Below are 15,034 nucleotides of genomic sequence, written 5' to 3' on the forward strand. Positions count from 1 at the left end.
TCACCTGCGCGTCCTCCTCGGAGAGCTTCACCAGCTTCCGTTTCGTCACCAGTCTGGAGGGCACCATGCCGTTGGCCTTGCATGCCTCCCCAAAGCTCAGTAAATGTTCGATTTTGCGTTTAACCTTTGTATGTTTGACAAACGTTCCCTTGCCCTGCTTCTTCGAAAGATAGTCCTCCTGGCAGAGCTCCTGCACCGCCCGTCTTACCGTGATACGGCTCACGTTGAATTTCTCACTCAGCTCAGATTCCGTGGGAATCTTGGTGCCGCTTGGAAAGGTTCCGTTCTTGATAGCCGCCTTGATTTCTTCTTTCAACTGCTGGTAAAGGGGAATCTCGTTGCCTGCGTTTAGTTTCATGTATTTTCTCCTTCATGTCTCGAGTTCTCTATCCTTTATTATACATGGGAGACAGCAAAATAACAAGATACAAAAATAAACAGGAATTAGTAAATATAGACAAAAACAGGCTGCTGAAAATAGTAATAATAGCAGAAAATATAATATAACGATATATAACCATTGAATATAATGTTATATTATGTTATAGTACATATAAGCAAAAAAAAGAGAGCGGAGGAAGAAAAAATGTGCAAGTTGTACGCTGATTACATTTTGACATCAGACAGTATCTTCACAGGTTTGGAAGACTCGCCATTCCGGGGGTATGTGGCGACGGCCGATGAAAGAATTCTCAAAGTCGGCCGCGGCAGTGACTACCAGTCTCTGGTGGGGGAGAAGACAACGGTGATAGACTGCGGGGGACAGATGATTACACCGGGATTCATCGATGTACATACCTTTTTCACCGGATACGCCATTTTCCACATCGGCATGGATGTGTCGGAGATTGACACGGTGAGCGAATGCATGGAGAGATTACAAAACTATGCCTTAGACAGACAGCCGGACAGCACCTTATTCGGCCATGGCTGGAATCCGGAAAAGCTGGAGGCAGGTCCGGTGGAGGAGAAGTTAAACCAGAATTACCCGGAGCGGGCGGTCATCCTGTTTGCGGCTAACCGGGGGACCTGCATCATGAACCAAAAGGCCAGAGAAGTCTACGGCTTTACCCCGGAGGAGTGTTACCCGGAGGCCTACCACAAAATCATGAGAGAATACTTAAATGACAGGGCCTTCATCGAGCCGGAATTCCAGGACTACATGAAACTGATGAACAGCCGGGGCGTGACCACCGTCAAGGAGATGGGATTCGACGATTTCTACGGCTTCACGGATTTCTTAAAAGAGCAGGAGGAGAAAGACAGCCTGACGCTTCGCTTCTTCTTCATGTCCCAGCCCGTGGGGGAGGGCGCCAACATCGAGTACGGCAGACAGATGACGGAGAAATTCACCGGCGATTTCGTCCGCTTCTCCGGCTACAACCGGATGACGGACGGAACGGTGGCAAGCACCAGAGGCGATCTGCTGGAACCCTACGAGGGGACGGACAGCTGCTGTGGAATGGAGATTGACTATCCGCTGATTGAGAAGGAACTCATGGAGGTGGACAAAAATGGATTCCGCTATTCCCTGCACGCCCAGGGGGATGGAGCGGTGCACAAGGTGGTGGAACTGTACGACAAGTGCCGCAAGGAGAACGGTCGATTAATCAACCGTCACGCCATCACCGATATGGAATTTTCCAACCCGAAGGATTTGGAGAAGATGGGAGCCCTGGGAGTGACCGGGGAGATATATTTCCAGATTATGTCCTTAGACCCTGGAGATGAGGTGAAGGCGGCCATCGAGAAGACCATCGGGAACGAGCGGGGCCGCTACTACTGGAACCGCCGGAAAATGCTGGACAGCGGCGTAGTACTCTCCGGAGCCACCGATCTGCCGCTGATGATTACGGATATCCCGGAAGCTATCTACCACGGGTGCGGAGGATATTTCCCGGAGGGCAGGGAACCTTTTAATAAGGAAAATACCATCACCATCCCGGAAATGCTGAAGGCATGGACCCGGGGCGGCGCGTACAACCTGGGAATGGAAGAGAAGCTGGGGACGCTGGAGGAAGGGAAGCTGGCGGACATCGCCGTCCTGGACAAAAATGTGTTTGAGGTTTCCATGGAGCAGATGAGGGACGTAACCGTTGCCATGACAATGACAAATGGCCGGATTACTTATAGAAAGTAAACGAGGAGGAAAAGAAAGATGGGGACAAAGAAAAAGTTTAAGTTGGAGTTACCGCATGTCTATACGCTGGCGTTTATCCTGATTATCGCCTTTGCCGTGCTGACATGGGTGCTGCCCAGCGGGCAGTTTGAGAGACAGTTGCTTGACACACCGGCCGGAGAGAGGGAGGTTGCGATTGCGGGCACCTACCAGGTGGTTGACAAGATAGCCGACGGAGGCGATTTGCGCCAGGGCGTTCTGGATGTTCTGATGGCGCCGACAAGAGGAATTCAGGCGGCGGCCGACGTGGTTGCATTCATCCTGCTGATTGGCGGAACCTTCCAGATTCTGACCAAGACCAACGCCATGAACCGGGGCATCCGGAAGGTGATCCGGAAGCTTCAGGGAAAAGAAGTGCTGTTGATTCCAATCATGATGATACTGTTAGGAATCGGCGGAACCACCTTCGGGATGTCGGAGGAGGTCATCCCCTTCTACATCATGCTGATGCCGATCTTCTTCGCCATGGGCTACGACTCCATGACCACGTTCATGGTGGTGTTCTTAGGGCCGCAGATTGGCTACGCCGCATCCACAACCAACCCGTTTAATGTGCTGATTGCCCAGGGTGTTGCCGGAATCAAGGGAAATCCCCAGCTGCTGCTTCGCTTTGGCTGGTGGCTGATCATGATGACCGTCGCTATCATTTTCGTGATGCGCTATGCGGCCAAGGTACACAAGAACCCGCAGAGTTCCATCACCTTCCACGATGACGCGGCGAAGAAAGAAGAGTTTGCCATGGACGAGGAGGATACCAGATTCAATCTCCAGGATAAGCTGGTGCTGCTGGTGTTCGGTGTCGGCATGGGCGTGATTGTATTCGGTATTCTGAAATACGGCTGGTACATGGATGAGATTTCCGCCATCTTCCTGATTATGGGCATTCTGATGGGAGTTGTGGGAGGTCTGAAGGAGAAAGAGATTGCGGAACAGTTTGTCATCGGTGTCAAGGATTTGGCCTTCGCCGCTGTGGTGGTGGGTGTCTGCCGTGGTATTCTGGTGATCGCCGAGAACGGCATGATTATCGACACCATTTTAAACACGCTGTCAAGCAGCCTGTCCAATATCGGAACTGCCGCGTTTACTACGGTGATGTACGTGGTACAGTCCATCCTGACACTGCTGGTGCCGTCGTCATCCGCCCTGGCTTCCCTGACCATGCCGATTATGGCTCCGCTGTGTGACTTGCAGGGCGTCAATCCGGAGGCCAGCGTTACGGTTCTCCAGTTCGCCAACCAGCTGACCAATATGTTAAGCCCGACCGCAGGTATGACCGTTGCAGGTCTTGCGGTATGTAAGATTTCGTTTGGACAGTGGTGGAAGACCATCTGGAAATTCTTTATTCTGGTTACGGTGCTGGCGCTGATTTTCTGTGGAATATCAGCGATTGCATAAAGACAGGGGAGAGCAGAACAGATAGGGATATTGGGGAAAATGAAAGAAGCAGGGGTGGACGTGCATCATCCGCCCCGTGGAAAAAAGAAAGGAAAATATGATGAAAGAATTAGTTGCTAAGATTTTGGAAGGAAGAGAAAAAATTGAGGATGTTTACTTTGTAGCCTGCGGAGGTTCTCTGGTGGATTTGTATCCGGGATACTACTTTGTCCGCACCGAGTCAAAGACCATGCATGCGGACTGGATTACCAGCAAGGAGTTTGTGGTGACCCCTCCGACCCATTTAGGAAAGACCAGCCTGGTGTTCATCTGCTCCCACGGCGGCAACACGAAGGAGACGGTGGAGGCAGCCCATTTAAGCCGTGAGAAGGGTGCCGCGGTTGTCACCATGACCCACAACCCGGACTCCGCCTGCAACGACAACACCATGTTCCCCATCGTCTATGACTGGGCCGACACGGTGAATGAAAAAGACAAACCACAGGGCATCGTGTTAAACATCTTAAATGAGCTAATGAAGGTTCAGGAACCGGACTACCCGCTGTATGACGCTATCGTGGCCGGCCTTGAAAAAGCGGACGGCATCGTTCGTGCCGCGGTGAAGAAGGTACAGAACAAGACCTGGCTGTTTGCCGAGAAATATGCCAAAGAGCCATTCTTATATGTGATGGGTTCCGGCGCTTCCTACGCGTCCGCCTACGGCTTTGCCATCTGCTCCTTACAGGAAATGCAGTGGATTGACTGCTGCTACTTAAATTCAGCCGAGTATTTCCACGGCCCCTTCGAGGTGACCGATGAGGACCACCTCTACATCCTCTTAAAAGGCCGGGGAAGAAACCGTGTCATGGACGAAAGAGTGGAGACCTTCTTACAGCAGTACGGCAAAAAATATGAAATCATCGACGCCAACGAGCTGGGCCTGGAAGCCATCGACGACAGCTGTGTGGAGTATTTTAACCCCATGGTCTTCTACGCCATGAGCGTTGCGTACCGGAATGCCCTTCAGGACAAGAGATGTCATCCAACCGACTTAAGAAGGTATATGGGAGTTGTAGAATATTAAGCAAAGATGGAAAAGGAGGAACATAAAATGGCTCAATATCAGGTCAGTGTATTAGGCTTTGGCGACAATGTTGTCGATAAATATGAACATATCAAAACCATGTATCCAGGCGGAAACTGCGTAAATTTCGCCGTCTACGCCCAGATGTTCGGGGCGGAAAGAAGCGCTTACATGGGATACTTTGGAAATGATGCGGAGGCGGAGCATGTCATCCACACCCTGGAGGAGATCGGCATTGAGACGGTGAAATGCAAACAGCTGGAAGGGGAAAATGGCTGCGCCAGAGCGACCCTTGTGGACGGAGACCGGGTGTTCTTAGGCTCCAACGAGGGCGGCATCCGCGGCGAGACACCTTTTGTGCTGGACCGCTTTGACATGGAGTATATCCGCCAGTTTGACTTCGTCCACTCCGGAAACTACTGCTTCACGGAGGCGGAGCTTCCAAAGATTAAGGCAGCAGGCGTGCCGGTGTCCTTCGACTTCTCCGACGATTCCACCGAGGAGTATTACCAGGAAGTGGCGCCGAGCGTGGACTATGCGTTCTGCTCCTTCGACGGGACGGACGAGGAGGCGAGAGAGCATCTAAAACAAGTGGTCTCTTACGGACCGAAGCTGGCCGTGGCCTCCAGGGGAGCCGATGGCTGTATCCTCTATGACGGAAAGGATTTCTACGTGCAGAAAGCAGCTCCCATCGAAAATGTCGTAGACACCATGGGAGCCGGCGATTCCCTGATTACCTCCTTCATGGTTGGCTATACGGACCATTTAAAAAAGGGCGTGACAGGCGCGGTGGCAATCCGGGAGTCTCTGGAGGAGGCGGCAAAATTTGCGGCCAAAATCTGTGGAATCAGCGGTGCGTTTGGTTATGGAAAGGTATATGAATAGACAGATTCGCGTGGCAGGTGCAAAAATGAGACTTTCTTTTTTGCACCTGTTTGCATAAAAAGGAGGAGTTTGGGATGAGCGAGAAGAGAGAAATCCGTGCGGTGGCGGTTGGATTTTCCTGCATGGATGTCTATGAGAAGATTGGGAAATGTTATCCTACCGGAAACGGTGTGGACTGGGGCGTGCACCTTCGGCGGATGGGAGTTCCCGTCAGCGTGGTCAGCGTCACCGGGGACGACGAGTACGGAAAAACCATGAGGGAAATGCTGACGAGAGAGCAGATTGAGATTTCCCATCTCCATGAGGCCCACGGGGACACCTGCCAGATGAAGATGGATTTGATAGACGGCGTGGACCGGGTGCATTTGGAGGAGGTGGAAGGCGTGATGGCATCATTTTCCCTGACGAAGGAGGATAAGGAGTACATCAAGACTTTCGACTATCTGCACACCGATTTGTTTGGAAATGTGCTTGGGGATTTGAAGGAACTTCACGAGGCCGGGGTCAAGGTGGTCATGGACTTCTCCGTGTTCAGCGACGACGAGGAGTACAACACGGACGAGAATTACCGCCATGTGGACTATGCGTTTCTGTCCTACGAGCAGGACGACGAGTATATCCGGGAGCATATCAAGCGGATACAGTCCTTCGGGCCGGCCATTGTGACGGCGACCCTGGGGGATAAAGGGAGCATCAGCTACGATGGAAACCGGTATTACTGTCACGGCATCGTGCCGGTTTCGGTGGTGAACACGGTGGGGGCCGGGGATTCCTATATCGCCGGATTTACCTACGGCATCATGCAGGGCTGGGACATTCCGGCCTGCCAGGAACTGGGGGCGAAGACCAGCGCCCAGGTTATCACAAAATTTGAGCCTTATTAGAGAGAAGGAGAGCAGGATATGATTATTGATATGCATATTCATCCTATATTCTATGACGCCATCTGCGAGGATGAGCAGGAACTGGAATTTCGAAAGGAAGCCTTCGGCGTCTTCAAACAGTCGCCCTACGGATATGAGGAAATGTTTGCGGAGATGGATTACGCGAAGGTGGACCGGGCGGCGCTGCTGCCGCTTGATTTAACCACCACGGAGGGCGGCTGCATTGTGACCAACGAGCAGGTGGCCAGGCTGGTGAAGGATTACCCGGACCGGTTCATCGGCTTTGCCAGCGTGGACCCAAGGAGGGCGGACGCGCTGGAGGCGCTTGACTACGCCTTTGGCACCCTGGGGTTACAGGGACTGAAGCTGAATCCGGCGAAACAGCATTTTTATCCCAACGAGGAATTTCTGTACCCCATCTACGAGAAGTGTCTGGAGTACAACAAACCGATTATCTTCCACGCGGGACTCAGCTGGGAGCCCAATGCCATCACGGAGTACGCCCATCCCCTGAAATTCGAGGCGGTGGCGGTGCGGTATCCCGCTCTTCGGATGTGTCTGGCCCATTTTGCCTGGCCGTTTGTGCGGGAGATGGTGATGCTGATGATTAAATATCCAAACGTCTACACGGACACCTCGGTGCTCTATCTGGATTCCCCGGAAGAGTCGATAAAACGCCTGTTCACCGTGGATATGGGACCGCTGTGGACGGATAGGGCGTTATACCGGCAGATTATGTTTGCGTCCAACGGACCGAGATTCCGCCAGTTCAAGATACTCCGGGCGCTGGAAAAGGTGGAGATGCGGGACTACGCCAGGGAAGGGATCTATTATAAAAATGCCCTGCGTTTTCTGGGAGAGGAGGAAGAGGAATGGTAGACTTACAGACCATCGAGTGGATGAGCCGGAAACCGGAGCAGTTCCATATGATTACAGAGGAAGTACATAAGATAGTAGAAAACAGCCCGGTGAAAAACGGTCTGGTGCTGGTGGTCACCGCCCACACCACCACGGGAATCATGGTAAATGAGGGGCTTCCCTGTGTGGAGACGGATATCGGGGACACGCTGACCCGCATGGTGCCGCTGGAAGCCGATTATGCCCACGCCCATTTCCTCCCAAGCTACGGCGCCACCGGCAACAACTCCACAGGCCATATCAAGAGTCTGATCTGCGGAAACCACTGCGTGTTCCCGGTTGTGGACGGAAAAATAGTCTGCGGCGGGGCCCAGGATATCTACCTGGTGGAGTTCGACGGTCCCCAGACGAGACGGGTTTATGTGGAAGTGTTTGGAGATGTATAAAATTTTCAGCAATCTTTGGAAAAATCTTCTAAAAAGGGATTGTATATAACATTATAGAATGATATAATGTTTCATAAGACTTTAGCGAATTAAAGCAGTTGAATGTAAAGCTGAAAAAAGTGAAGATGGAGGACAAAGTTGTGAGGAAGGACAAACAAATGAAACAGAAACTGGCCGTAGGATTATCTCTGGCCATGGTTCTCTCCCTGTCTGCCTGCGGACAGAAGAAGGATGCATCGGGAGTGGATGACGGGAAGATTGTAGTGGGAACGAACGCGGAGTATGAGCCCTTCGAGTATCTGGACGAGAATGGGGCGCTGCAGGGATTTGACATCGAGCTGATGAACGCCATCGCGGAGAGGGCGGGGCTGGAAATCCAGTGGATTGACATGGCCTTCGATTCCCTGATTGGCTCCATGGAAGCCGGAAACGTGGAAATGATTGCGGCCGCCATCGGGCCCACCGCGGAGCGGGAGAAGAGCTGTGATTTTTCCGACGTGTACTATTCCGGATACCAGAGCATTGTGACGACGGCGGGCACGGAGTACCAGACCTTTGACGAACTGAAGGGCAAGACCATCGCGGTGCTGGAGGGCTCCATGAGCGACATGATTGCGTCCGGGGAAAATGCGGATTACGGCGCGGTGGAAGCCGGCGAGGTGAAGCGTTTTAAGAATGCGACCCAGGCCATCCAGGAGCTGGAAAACGGGGCGGCGGACGCGGTTATCACCGACGCCATCATTGCCGAGCGGTTCGTGTCCGAGAGGGACGGCGCACTGGTGGGCCACGAGGTGGAGGGCACCGGGGAGGACTCCGTGTTTGCCATCAAGAAGGGGGATGTGAAGCTGGCGGAGGCGGTCAACAAGGCGTTGAAGGAGCTTCGGGACGACGGAACTTACGATACCATTTACGATAAATATTTTTCTAAATAAATAGCAGGTGGAGGCAGCGGTGGGGGATTTTATAGAAGATTTTAAGTTTGTGTTTCTGGAAGGAAACAGATGGAAATTCATGCTGGATGGCTTGAAGGTGACCATCGGCGTCAGCGTGGCGTCGGTGTTCGTGGGCCTTGCGCTGGGGCTGATTCTTGCCATTATGAAGATGACGGCGGTGAAGAAGAACCGGAGGACGGTATTGTCGGTGATTGCCAATACCTATATTGATATTATCCGGGGAACACCGTCCATTCTTCAGCTGTTGATTATGTATTTTGTGGTATTCCGCAGCCGGATGGGGATTGTGGCGGCGATTATCAGTTTCGGTATGAACAGCGCGGCCTATGTGGCGGAGAATATCCGGGCCGGGATTATGGCGGTGGACCAGGGACAGATGGAGGGCGGACGCTCGCTGGGACTGTCCTACGGCATTACCATGCGCTACATTATCATTCCGCAGGCGGTGAAGAATATTCTGCCGGCGCTGGGGAATGAGTTTATTCTGTTGATTAAAGAGACGTCGATTCTGGGATATATCGCGATTTATGATTTGACGAAAGCGGCGAATTACATTACGTCGAGGACTTATAAGATGTTTCTGCCGTTGATTGGGGCGGCGGTGATTTACTACGTGATCACGAAGATTCTGAGTATTGGACTGGCGAAGTTCGAGAGGAGGCTGAGAGAAAGTGATTAAGGTTCGGAATTTACATAAATCCTTCGGAAGCCTTCAGGTGTTAAAGGGCGTGGATGCGGAGATCAAAAAGGGAGAGTGCGTCTGTGTCATCGGGCCGTCGGGCTCCGGAAAGAGTACCTTTCTGCGGTGCCTGAACCTCTTAGAGCAGCCGGACAGCGGGGAAATCAACATTGACGGCGTGGACGTGATGGACGCCAAATGCGACGTGGACAAGCTGCGCCTGAACGTGGGCATGGTGTTCCAGCATTTCAACCTGTTTCCCCATCTGACCATTATGGAGAATCTGACGCTGGCTCCGCTGAAATTGAAGCTGATGACGGAGGAGGAGGCAAACGCCAAAGCCAAGACACTGCTGGAGCGTGTCGGCGTCGGTGACAAGGCGGACAGCTATCCAAACAAATTGTCCGGCGGCCAGAAGCAGCGCGTGGCCATCGCCAGAGCGCTGACCCTGTCCCCCAAGGTCATGCTGTTTGACGAGCCAACCTCGGCTCTCGACCCGGAGATGGTGGGGGAAGTGCTGGAGGTCATGAAACAGCTGGCCAGCGAAGGCATGACCATGATAGTGGTGACCCACGAGATGGGATTTGCGAGAGAGGTAGGCGACTGGGTTTATTTCATGGATGAGGGCGTGGTCCTGGAGTCGGGAACACCGAAGGATATTTTCGAGAATCCGCAGAATGAGAGAACTAGGAGCTTTTTGAGTAAGGTGTTGTAGAGTAGGACTGTGAGGCGGGGGTCGGAATGAAGAGACGGATATTGTGTATCGGCGATTCCAATACCTGGGGATACAACCCGGAGGATGGAAGCCGGTATGAGGAGCAGGAGCGGTGGACCGGGATACTGGCGGAGAAGCTGGGGGATTCCTGGACGGTGATAGAAGAGGGAATGAATGGCAGGACCACGGCCTTTGATGACAGGATTGAGCCGGGGGTATGCGGCCTTGACTATCTCTATCCCTGCCTGATTTCCCAGTTCCCGCTGGACGGTATTGTCATAATGCTTGGAACCAACGATGTAAAGGACCGTTATGGGGTAAATGCGGTGGAAATCGGGTACGGGCTGGATGAAATCATGATTCGGTTAAAGAGCGCGTGCGAGAGAAAAGGGCAGACGCCGGAGATTCTGATTCTGTCGCCGGCCCATCTTCTGTGGAAGGACGACTGGGTGGAATTTTCAGAACGGTCTGTGGAGAAGATTGGGATGCTGGCGGGAGAGTACCAGGCGGTGGCGAAGCAGTATGGCGTCGGTTTTCTGGATGCGGGAGTGGTTGTGGGAGAGGATGGAATCGGGTGCGACGGGATTCATTTTTCCGAAACCGGGCATGAGAGACTGGCGGCGGAGGTGTTTAGGTACTTTGAGAGACGGATGCCGGGATTGGGAGCATGTGAAAGAAAAGATAGTTGAGATAATTGAGATAGTTGGCATATTTGAAATATTGAGATAGGGAGAGCAGCTGGAGACTGGCGGGATATTTGCCGGTTCCCCGGCTGCTTTTTTATGAAAATAATACTTGCAAAAACTGGATAACTGTGGTAATGTATACACATAGCAAGTTTGTATACAAATTATTAAGTTTGTATACAAATTAAAAGCGAAGGCATTTCACACGAAATTTCATTGAAGAAAAGGAGAATGTATCATGGACAACAAAACAAATTTTTCTCTGGCAGGTAAAGTAGCGCTTGTGACCGGCGCTTCCTACGGTATCGGGTTTGCGATTGCGAAGGCAATGGCAGGCGCTGGCGCAACCATCGTGTTTAACGATATCAAGCAGGAGCTGGTGGACAAGGGACTGGCAGCTTACGAGGAGGCCGGAATCAAGGCTCACGGCTATGTGTGCGACGTGACGGACGAGGATGCCGTGAACGCCATGGTAGCGAAGATTGAGGCCGAGGTTGGCGTTGTGGATGTTCTGGTGAACAATGCGGGCATTATCAAGCGTATCCCGATGATCGAGATGGCAGCCAAGGACTTCAGACAGGTGATCGATGTTGACTTGAACGCTCCTTTCATCGTTTCCAAGGCAGTGATTCCCAGCATGATGAAGAAGGGCCACGGCAAGATTATCAACATCTGCTCCATGATGTCCGAGTTCGGCCGCGAGACTGTTTCCGCATATGCGGCAGCCAAGGGCGGTTTGAAGATGCTGACCAGAAACATTGCATCCGAGTACGGCGAGTACAACATCCAGTGCAACGGCATCGGGCCTGGCTACATCGCGACACCTCAGACAGCTCCGCTGCGTGAGACCCAGCCAGACGGCTCCAGACATCCGTTTGACCAGTTCATTATCTCCAAGACTCCGGCAGGACGCTGGGGCGAGGCAGAGGATCTTGGCGGACCGGCCGTATTCCTGGCTTCCGACGCTTCTGACTTTGTGAACGGACAGATTCTGTATGTAGATGGCGGTATCCAGGCTTACATCGGCAAGCAGCCATCCTAAGTGGAGAGATAAAACCGGGTTGAAACTGGTTTGAGTTGATGGGCAGTCGCCGGAACAGGAGAGGAGGAGTCATAACGTGGAAGAGAAAACCTATAAGAATCGCGGGGATATGGTATTTGAGACCCTGAAGCGGGAGATTCTGGACTTGGAACTGAAGCCGGGGCAGGCCATCAGCGAGAATGAGATATGCGAGCGGTTCGGCGTGTCCAGAACCCCTGTGCGGGATGCTCTAAGACGCCTCCAGGAACAGGACTTCGTGGAGAGCATTCCCTATGGGGGCACCTATGTGACCCTGCTCAATTTAAGCAACATCAAGCAGATGATATACATGCGGGTTGCGGTGGAATTGATGGTGATGGGCGATTTCATGGAGATAGCCACCCCCATGATGATGGAGGAGATCCGCTACATGATCCGCAAGCAGGGGGCGCTGATTCTGGAGCCGGGATTTGAGCCGGAGCAGTTCTACCGGCTGGACGCCGAGATGCACGCCATCTGGTTTGCGGCTACGGACAAGATGAAAATCTGGGAGCTGGTCCAGGCCCAGCAGCTTCATTATACCAGATTCCGCATGCTGGATTTTGTGACGGAGACGGATTTTACCAGAATCATCAAGGAGCATAATCAGCTGTTTGAGCTGTTAAAAAAGAAGGACAAGGAGGGGCTTGAGAAGGCCCTGAAGGAACATCTTTTTTACAGTATGCACCGGATGAAGCATACGATTGAAGTGGATTGTAAGGATTATTTTGTGCAGTGATTTTGTGCAGGAGATTTTGCGCAGGAAATGTTGCGCAGGAAAAAGAGACGGTGACAGGAAAACCGGGCGAATTTTTGCCGGGAGTTTCTGTCACCGTTTTTGTTTTGAGCTGGTTTTTGAAAGCCAGCTGTGTGATTCATTCCAAATGTAGTCTGAAAATTTGTACAGTCTGTGAATCCGGTGAATCGAAAGGATATCTCACACATTTTTCTCCGACAGAGAGCGGATGGACGCGGCATATTCCGACGGCGTCATGCCCGTCAGCATTTTAAACTGCCTGGAAAAATAGTGGACGGAGGCATACCCCAGCCTGTCGGAAATCTCCGTGAAATTCAGCTGGTTATCGCGAATCAGCTGTTTGGCTGCGTCGATTTTCATATGGTTGAAATAGTCGATAATCCCCCGCCCGCAGTACTCCTGAAACAGCTTCTGGAGCCGGGAGCGGCCGGTTAAATTATCCCGGCATATCTGGTGGATGGTCAGCTGCTCGCTGATATGCTCCTCCATATAGTGAATCACCCGCTGGCAGGTCTCGTTGGGCACCTGGGCTTCTGACTGCCGGTAAGGGCGGACCTGGGCCGTATGGTCAAAATACCTCCGGTACAGCTGGATAATCAGCTCCTCCAGACCGTGGCGAATCAGCTGCTCCGCCCCAAACGCCGCGGGAACAGGCAGTTTCACCAGCATTTCCTGATAAGGGTCGTCCATTCGCCCTTCAAAGGCATTTCTCGTCTCCGCGATAATCTGGGCCAACAGGCTGGATTCCCGCTCCTGGATGGTCAGCACCTGGTCCCGGAACGCTTCCATGCAGGGAGAGTGGCAGACGAAGCCGATGACAATCAGATTGGGGGCAATCTTTCCATTGGTCAGCACATTGTGAAACTCATTGGGCTTGTGGAAAATGATGGAGCCCCGCTTCAGCGTGACAATCCTGTCATCCGCCCGCACGTCAATCTCCCCCTTATCCACGCAGACCAATTCCCAGAAGTCATGAATCTCCCCAGGAAAGGTGAAGTTGCTCATATATTCAAAATAGTGGAGGGACACCACCTCCTCAATCGAGACGCTGGTATCCAGCGGAACACTGACATATGCCATGATTGGTTTCTCCTTGTGTGGATGAGGACAATAGATAGGAATAGTATACGATAAAAAGTGAGTGATGTAAATGCATCTGATGGCAGCAGGTATCCGTGAAGCGGGCCGTGGGATGGCTTTACGGGAGTTTTACGGGGAGAAGACTTGAGTTTGCAGGAAAGATATGGTATGTTTTAGGGGAAGAACATGGAGAGGAGGTTGTAACTATGAGCAATGATTATATAACATTTACCATCGGAAAGAAAAAGGATATTGCCCTGATTGCCCACGACAATGAGAAGCCGAAGCTGATTGAGTGGTGCCAGGAGCATTACGGAGTTTTAAAACAGCACAATCTGTACGGGACAGGCACCACGGCCCGGATGATCACGGACAAGACCGGCCTGACTGTAAAAGGCTACAACAGCGGCCCTCTTGGAGGCGACCAGCAGATTGGCGCAAAGATTGTGGAGGGCGTCATCGACTTCGTGGTGTTCTTCTCAGACCCGCTGACCGCCCAGCCCCACGACCCGGATGTGAAGGCCCTGATGAGAATCGCCCAGGTGTACGACATCCCCATGGCCATCAACAAGGCCACGGCAGACTTTATGATTACGTCGATGTTTATGGAGGAGGAGTATGAACACGATGTGATTAATTTCCGCAAGAGCATCAAGGAGCGGGCGGAGAATATGTAGGATTGGAAACAGTTCCCCATAAATTAGGTTGAGCCGGCAATACTGAGTTTCATCAATACCACCGGCTTAGGGAAAACATATTTACAGAGGCTCTGACCCCTCTTTTGTAGTCCGAACTATGTTTATAAGTTTATTATATAATAGAGATGTGTCATAAGTTTGACTAGATTCTAAAAGGATTATGAAAATGGTAACGGAATTATGAACTTTTCATTTGTCGATTTTTGGTGTATGATGTAAGTACGATAGAAGATGAACGTGGAGGAACTGCACGATGCTTAAGAGGGTGAAGGATATCGCAGTCATAATAAGAGACGGGGTAAAAGAGGGCGTAAGAAATCTGTCCGGAAAGCTGGAAGAATATTTCGACGAGGAGACCAGGGAGATGCTCTCCCAGTGCAGCGCGGAGGTAACCGCCCTGGAAAAAGAACAGCTCCTCCCCGAACTTATCATCTGCCGCGACAGAATGATTCGAGCGGAGAGACGGATAACCGTCTATGGAAGCCTGTTCTTCCTCCTGGCCCTCACCGAATGCACCATGCTGACCAGAAACCTAAGCCTCCTCCTCCCCGGCGTTTCAAACTGGGTGATTGGAATTGCGCTGGTGGTGGAACTGCTTCTGTTCTGGGCATTGATTGGAAAACAGTACCGGAGCAGGAGACGGTGCTCGATGAAGGCGGAGATGTTGGTGGATAGGAGAGGAAAGTAAGAAACGCT

At 52.0% G+C, this 15,034-nt stretch carries 17 protein-coding genes; 15 read left to right on the forward strand and 2 right to left on the reverse strand.

Annotated elements, in window-relative coordinates; translation table 11 throughout:
* Window positions 1–358: GntR family transcriptional regulator (locus tag HMPREF9473_RS10475; protein WP_006780079.1), on the reverse strand; the 358-nt coding region annotated here is incomplete at its 3' end.
* Between the two features lie 228 nt (window positions 359–586).
* Here HMPREF9473_RS10475 and HMPREF9473_RS10480 point away from each other — a divergent pair.
* The 13 genes from HMPREF9473_RS10480 to HMPREF9473_RS10540 all read left to right on the forward strand — a co-directional run bounded on the left by HMPREF9473_RS10480 (window position 587) and on the right by HMPREF9473_RS10540 (window position 12,542).
* Complete coding sequence (locus HMPREF9473_RS10480) at window positions 587–2,140, forward strand: amidohydrolase (RefSeq protein ID WP_006780080.1); 1,554 nt, start codon at window positions 587–589, stop codon at window positions 2,138–2,140.
* Between the two features lie 18 nt (window positions 2,141–2,158).
* Complete coding sequence (locus HMPREF9473_RS10485) at window positions 2,159–3,574, forward strand: YfcC family protein (protein ID WP_006780081.1); 1,416 nt, start codon at window positions 2,159–2,161, stop codon at window positions 3,572–3,574.
* A gap of 76 nt (window positions 3,575–3,650) precedes the next feature.
* Window positions 3,651–4,637: an SIS domain-containing protein gene (locus HMPREF9473_RS10490; RefSeq protein ID WP_242830797.1), complete on the forward strand. Its 987-nt coding sequence runs from the start codon at window positions 3,651–3,653 to the stop codon at window positions 4,635–4,637.
* A 27-nt stretch (window positions 4,638–4,664) separates the two neighbouring features.
* Window positions 4,665–5,522: a PfkB family carbohydrate kinase gene (locus tag HMPREF9473_RS10495; RefSeq protein ID WP_006780083.1), complete on the forward strand. Its 858-nt coding sequence runs from the start codon at window positions 4,665–4,667 to the stop codon at window positions 5,520–5,522.
* A 74-nt stretch (window positions 5,523–5,596) separates the two neighbouring features.
* Window positions 5,597–6,406 (forward strand): fructoselysine 6-kinase, encoded by an 810-nt coding sequence (frlD, locus tag HMPREF9473_RS10500; protein WP_006780084.1) that lies wholly within the window; start codon window positions 5,597–5,599, stop codon window positions 6,404–6,406.
* 18 nt (window positions 6,407–6,424) lie between these two features.
* Window positions 6,425–7,285: an amidohydrolase family protein gene (locus HMPREF9473_RS10505; protein ID WP_006780085.1), complete on the forward strand. Its 861-nt coding sequence runs from the start codon at window positions 6,425–6,427 to the stop codon at window positions 7,283–7,285.
* Window positions 7,279–7,710, forward strand: a complete 432-nt coding sequence (locus HMPREF9473_RS10510) for a secondary thiamine-phosphate synthase enzyme YjbQ (RefSeq protein ID WP_006780086.1) — start codon at window positions 7,279–7,281, stop codon at window positions 7,708–7,710. Before HMPREF9473_RS10505 ends, HMPREF9473_RS10510 begins: the two co-directional genes overlap by 7 nt.
* A gap of 158 nt (window positions 7,711–7,868) precedes the next feature.
* Window positions 7,869–8,642, forward strand: a complete 774-nt coding sequence (locus HMPREF9473_RS10515; RefSeq protein WP_034858271.1) for a basic amino acid ABC transporter substrate-binding protein — start codon at window positions 7,869–7,871, stop codon at window positions 8,640–8,642.
* Window positions 8,643–8,661: 19 nt separating this feature from the next.
* Window positions 8,662–9,342, forward strand: coding sequence for an amino acid ABC transporter permease (locus tag HMPREF9473_RS10520; RefSeq protein ID WP_006780088.1), 681 nt, complete (start codon window positions 8,662–8,664; stop codon window positions 9,340–9,342).
* Window positions 9,335–10,057 carry an amino acid ABC transporter ATP-binding protein gene (locus HMPREF9473_RS10525; RefSeq protein WP_006780089.1) on the forward strand — a complete coding sequence of 241 codons (723 nt, stop codon included), beginning with the start codon at window positions 9,335–9,337 and terminating at the stop codon, window positions 10,055–10,057. The genes HMPREF9473_RS10520 and HMPREF9473_RS10525 overlap by 8 nt, the downstream gene beginning before the upstream one ends.
* A 26-nt stretch (window positions 10,058–10,083) precedes the next feature.
* Window positions 10,084–10,746 carry a GDSL-type esterase/lipase family protein gene (locus tag HMPREF9473_RS10530; protein WP_006780090.1) on the forward strand — a complete coding sequence of 221 codons (663 nt, stop codon included), beginning with the start codon at window positions 10,084–10,086 and terminating at the stop codon, window positions 10,744–10,746.
* Window positions 10,747–10,981: 235 nt separating this feature from the next.
* Window positions 10,982–11,785: a gluconate 5-dehydrogenase gene (locus HMPREF9473_RS10535; protein ID WP_006780091.1), complete on the forward strand. Its 804-nt coding sequence runs from the start codon at window positions 10,982–10,984 to the stop codon at window positions 11,783–11,785.
* 109 nt (window positions 11,786–11,894) lie between these two features.
* The gene (locus HMPREF9473_RS10540) at window positions 11,895–12,542 is read left to right on the forward strand and encodes a GntR family transcriptional regulator (RefSeq protein WP_434059278.1); all 648 of its coding nucleotides are present in this window, start codon (window positions 11,895–11,897) and stop codon (window positions 12,540–12,542) included.
* A gap of 198 nt (window positions 12,543–12,740) precedes the next feature.
* Here HMPREF9473_RS10540 and HMPREF9473_RS10545 read toward each other — a convergent pair whose 3' ends face one another.
* Window positions 12,741–13,640 carry an AraC family transcriptional regulator gene (locus HMPREF9473_RS10545; protein WP_006780093.1) on the reverse strand — a complete coding sequence of 300 codons (900 nt, stop codon included), beginning with the start codon at window positions 13,638–13,640 and terminating at the stop codon, window positions 12,741–12,743.
* 206 nt (window positions 13,641–13,846) lie between these two features.
* Here HMPREF9473_RS10545 and HMPREF9473_RS10550 point away from each other — a divergent pair, with 206 nt between their 5' ends.
* Together HMPREF9473_RS10550 and HMPREF9473_RS10555 are read left to right on the forward strand one after the other, a co-directional pair.
* On the forward strand, window positions 13,847–14,317 hold the full coding sequence (locus tag HMPREF9473_RS10550; protein WP_006780094.1) for a methylglyoxal synthase: 471 nt from the start codon (window positions 13,847–13,849) through the stop codon (window positions 14,315–14,317).
* Window positions 14,318–14,591: 274 nt separating this feature from the next.
* The gene (locus HMPREF9473_RS10555) at window positions 14,592–15,026 is read left to right on the forward strand and encodes a hypothetical protein (RefSeq protein WP_006780095.1); all 435 of its coding nucleotides are present in this window, start codon (window positions 14,592–14,594) and stop codon (window positions 15,024–15,026) included.
* The last annotated feature ends 8 nt before the right edge of the window (window positions 15,027–15,034 follow it).

Origin of the sequence: Hungatella hathewayi WAL-18680, from assembly GCF_000235505.1 — a bacterium.
GTDB lineage: Bacteria > Bacillota > Clostridia > Lachnospirales > Lachnospiraceae > Hungatella_A > Hungatella_A hathewayi_A.

Bases quoted from the DNA above. Each gene is read 5' to 3' on its own strand.
- HMPREF9473_RS10485 (WP_006780081.1), top strand. From the start codon at position 2,159: ATGGGGACAAAGAAAAAGTTTAAGTTGGAGTTACCGCATGTCTATACG.
- HMPREF9473_RS10505 (WP_006780085.1), top strand. From the start codon at position 6,425: ATGATTATTGATATGCATATTCATCCTATATTCTATGACGCCATCTGC.
- HMPREF9473_RS10555 (WP_006780095.1), top strand. From the start codon at position 14,592: ATGCTTAAGAGGGTGAAGGATATCGCAGTCATAATAAGAGACGGGGTA.
- HMPREF9473_RS10545 (WP_006780093.1), bottom strand. From the start codon at position 13,640: ATGGCATATGTCAGTGTTCCGCTGGATACCAGCGTCTCGATTGAGGAG.
- HMPREF9473_RS10550 (WP_006780094.1), top strand. From the start codon at position 13,847: ATGAGCAATGATTATATAACATTTACCATCGGAAAGAAAAAGGATATT.
- HMPREF9473_RS10510 (WP_006780086.1), top strand. From the start codon at position 7,279: ATGGTAGACTTACAGACCATCGAGTGGATGAGCCGGAAACCGGAGCAG.
- HMPREF9473_RS10535 (WP_006780091.1), top strand. From the start codon at position 10,982: ATGGACAACAAAACAAATTTTTCTCTGGCAGGTAAAGTAGCGCTTGTG.
- HMPREF9473_RS10515 (WP_034858271.1), top strand. From the start codon at position 7,869: ATGAAACAGAAACTGGCCGTAGGATTATCTCTGGCCATGGTTCTCTCC.
- HMPREF9473_RS10480 (WP_006780080.1), top strand. From the start codon at position 587: ATGTGCAAGTTGTACGCTGATTACATTTTGACATCAGACAGTATCTTC.
- HMPREF9473_RS10495 (WP_006780083.1), top strand. From the start codon at position 4,665: ATGGCTCAATATCAGGTCAGTGTATTAGGCTTTGGCGACAATGTTGTC.
- frlD (WP_006780084.1), top strand. From the start codon at position 5,597: ATGAGCGAGAAGAGAGAAATCCGTGCGGTGGCGGTTGGATTTTCCTGC.
- HMPREF9473_RS10540 (WP_434059278.1), top strand. From the start codon at position 11,895: ATGGTATTTGAGACCCTGAAGCGGGAGATTCTGGACTTGGAACTGAAG.
- HMPREF9473_RS10530 (WP_006780090.1), top strand. From the start codon at position 10,084: ATGAAGAGACGGATATTGTGTATCGGCGATTCCAATACCTGGGGATAC.